3 protein-coding genes are annotated in these 3,995 nt (G+C 44.6%); all 3 read right to left on the bottom strand.

Translation table 11 applies throughout. The features are described from left to right. Positions 1-2,143: extracellular solute-binding protein (locus tag AC1DWN_RS29495; protein ID WP_477562431.1), on the bottom strand; the 2,143-nt coding region annotated here is incomplete at its 3' end. 14 nt (positions 2,144-2,157) lie between these two features. Next, on the bottom strand, positions 2,158-3,276 hold the full coding sequence (locus AC1DWN_RS29500; RefSeq protein ID WP_477562432.1) for an ABC transporter ATP-binding protein: 1,119 nt from the start codon (positions 3,274-3,276) through the stop codon (positions 2,158-2,160). Positions 3,277-3,373: 97 nt separating this feature from the next. Then, the coding region (locus tag AC1DWN_RS29505) for an extracellular solute-binding protein (RefSeq protein WP_477562433.1) at positions 3,374-3,995 on the bottom strand (622 nt) is incomplete at its 5' end.

Here is a 3,995-nt window from a genome sequence, read left to right on the forward strand (position 1 = left end):
TATTGTAAACATCATCCCACGTATTCGGCACCGTCAAATCGAGCTGTTTTAAAATATCTTTTCGATAAAATAGTACTTTAAAATTCATGGTTTCAGGTAAGCCATAATATCCGCCATCATAATAATACGGCTGCATAGTACCTGGACTGTAACGTTTCAACACTTCGTCGGCTCCAGGCAGCTTCGATAAATCAAAGGCCGCATTTCGCAAGGCAAGCTCATAGGGCATACCGCTTGAAACGCCAAGCGCTACATCCGGAATAACTCCGGCCGCATTACCAAGAATAAGCAACTCCGCAGACTGCACTAGATTGATCTTTACTTTAGTACCGTATTTCGGCGTAAACTCCGTATCCACTAGCGTCTGAAGCTCATTAACATAATCTCGACCCCAAAACATCCATACGTCGATTACATCGCTCTTTTTACCGCTTCCGATCGAATTACGATCATCGAAAGAATAAGCTAGTGATGAGAACATCCCTTTCAATTTCTCCCACCATTTTGCTGTCATTCTTGGAAAATCCACATCCACGGGGGCGATAACGATCTTATCGAGCTCAAGTGGACTATCCATCAAATCTCTACGCTGACTAACTAGTTTTTCCTGCAGTGTTCCGATCGCCAACTGACTATTTGGAATGGAATTCGGATTACTCAGCATATCCTCGATATCTTTGGCGCTTGATAGAAACGATTGAGAGATTGAATCTACTTTTCCATTCAAGACGATCATCTGATCAGAAAGCTCATGCAATTGTGTTTCCAAATGATGTAGACGATCCGTTATTCCCGGGATATCCTTCTCAACATCCCAAACCCGATAACGATCCTCCCGGTTGCCTGTAGCCGTCCGTAGATCAGCTGATACAGCGCGGAATTCGTCCAACATACCCTCCATTTGAACAAGAAGCGGCATATAGGGCTCATAATTAGCCTCTAATCGAAGCGTATGATGACCTTTAGTCAAATAAAACGAATACGGATTGCCCTCTGTATCTTGCAGAGTTATCCCTTTCCAGCGCGAACTATAAGGGAACGGATAGTGCAGAAGTTCTTGAAACGGAACTTTACCGTCGATTGATATTGTCCGATAGACAGACAAGTTAGAGCGGAAGTTCTGGTTCACACGCATGCCTAATTTATATAATCCGTCCTCAGGGACGTCGAATTCCCAAGTGATGGCTTGCCCGCCCTTATACCAGCTCCAGCCCCCAGCCGTATTGAATTTTATAGTTTTCAGCGACTTAGGCGTCGTTAAAGGATCACGATTATATTGAACTTGAATCGAAGAAGCATTTTTCATACTGAATTGTTCGGCTTCGAGCTGTATGACTGAGACACTGTCTTGATTTGCAGAAGCTGGCTCTGCTGCTTTAACCTCATTGTAAGAGGGAATTGCTGCTTGAGGCTTCAACGTAATCGACTGCAGTGCAAGCGGCTGCAGCATCGCCTCTATGCGAATGATATTATTGCCCTTCTTGAAATGCCAAAGCGTTGGCTCTGCATACGCTCCATCTGTATCCCGAAACGGCATAACGTTCCAGTCTATCATTTCATCGATCAAGGATCGTATCTGATTGCCTTTGTCATCATATTTTTCCGGTTTACGATCGCTAAAACTTCTCTCTAGCATCATCGACCTGGCTTCCACATAGGGATAAGAACCGTTTAACTGAACAGCTAATAGAATGCGCTGTAAACCGCCGCTTTCAGCAACAACAATCGGGTTATACATGGCGTTAAGCTCATATAAGCCTGCTTGCTCTACGTTCACTTCGTACTCAACCCATCCTCTTGACTTGGAGAGCAGCAATACATTATCTTTCTCCTTGTAGGAACCTACCTCGGCATCGTTTGATTTTCGTGAAAATTGACTAGAGGTCACTTCTATAGTCTGTGTCCCCGCTGGAACACTCTCCTTCTCCCATTGCTTATGAACCTCGTAATAGAATGGTTCATTTCGTTCAGGCAAGAGACTGGTCGGCAGCTCGCTTTCCTCTTTTCCTGCGCCGGAAGCCGCCCCCTCCTCCGCATAAGCCATCGAACTCCCCTGTTGATGATACGGGGCGCTGATGATCGCTAGCGATAATGCAACGAAGGCCATCAGACTGACTATTTTCTTCACATTTCGTCTTGCCATCACTTTCCCTCCAGTCAATCCGTCAACAGTTTTTCCGTTTCCCTATGGTAGAACAGCGCTTTATCCATATCGAGTGCAACTGTCACTTTCATACCATCATTGAAGTGGTAGCGAGGGTGCGCTCTAGCAATGAATAAACCTTCCATGCCAATTTCGAGATGGTAGTATCGGTCGGATCCAACGAATTCATCGAATACCAGCACACCTGAGATGAGCGAGTCCATGTGCTTCTCGATTTCACTCTCCTCGAAGCTTATATGCTCCGGACGAATGCCCAAGATGACTGTTCTATCAATCAGATTTTGTTCTCTCAATTGACTCGCTTGTTTATCCGTTAGCCGCAGCGCAAACCGTCTAGTGTGAAATTCTAGAACACCTTCCTCCACCACTAATTTACCTGGAATAAAGTTCATGGGAGGATTGCCGATAAAGTTGGCCACAAAGATGTTGTTTGGACGATTGTAAACACGTTCTGGTGTATCAACCTGCTGGATGACACCTTTATTCATAACCACGACCCGATCCCCCATCGTCATTGCCTCAATCTGATCATGAGTTACATAAATCGACGTGACGCCCATTTTTCGGTGCAAGCTAATAATTTCTGATCGCATTTGCACACGAAGCCGCGCATCAAGATTCGATAGTGGCTCATCATATAAAAAAGCCTGCGGAGTGCGAACAATCGCCCTTCCTAGTGCGACACGCTGTCGCTGTCCCCCAGACAACTCCCTTGGTTTGCGGTCGAGAAAAATTTCGATTTCCAATACACGAGCCGCTCGCTTCACAGCTAAGTCAATCTCGTGCTTAGGCAGCCTGCGCAGCCTTAAGCCGAAAGCAATATTCTCATAAACGCTTAAATTGGGATACAAGGCGTAATTTTGGAACACCATGGATATATCTCGATCTTTAGGCGAGAAATCATTGATGACATTGTCACCGATATATATTTCCCCTTCCGATATATCCTCGAGTCCAGCGAGCATTCGCAGGGTCGTAGACTTACCGCAACCTGAAGGTCCTACAAAAACAAGAAATTCTCCATCTTCGACCTGAAGATTAAAATCGTTAACAGCCACATCTTTATATTTCCCGTATCGTTTATACACATGGTTGAATAATATTTTGGCCAACGATTAATCTCCCTTTCGCACCCTGTAGGGAGGAGCAAGCCCCTCCCCTAGCAGTTTATAATTCGATCATCCGGGTTTACCTACAGTTGCATTTACGTTATTTCAATGCTCCGCTCGCTAATGCTTCTTTAATTTTGGCTTCCGATTCTTCCTTCACTTGACGCAAGAACGTAGGGATATCCTTGTCAGAATCGGCGAACTTAGCTAAACTACCACCTAAATCAACATATTGATCATACCTGCTGAATTTTTCTTTCGGGAGAGCCGGCCATACTTTGAAAAAAGCACCTGTATTTTTACCTGTATACTCTTCACGGTCAGTTCCGTACAATTTACGAATTTCTGGATTGGAAACCGCAGGGCCAGAAGCCATCTTCTTCACAATATTCGACTGATTCTCATCCGACATATACTCTGCAAGCACTTGGAATGCCTCGTTTTTATGCTTACTAAATTTCGTAATAATCATTGGAGAAGTACCGATGATTGGACCGTTTGTTGGCGCGTCTGCCCACACCGGAATAGGAGCAACATCCAAATTTTTTCTAAACTCAGCGTCTCCCAAGCCCAAGAGAGATCCATTCCAGTACACAGAAATCGCTGCCAGCTTTTCCCTGTAAAGGCTTTTTCCATTAGTGTGCTCACCGATGATACCTGGAATGCTATAAAACTTTTTCAACCATTCAAAGTATTTTGTGAATCCAGGATCTGTCGTAATG

The sequence above is a fragment of the Paenibacillus sp. P4_A7 genome (assembly GCF_056402455.1).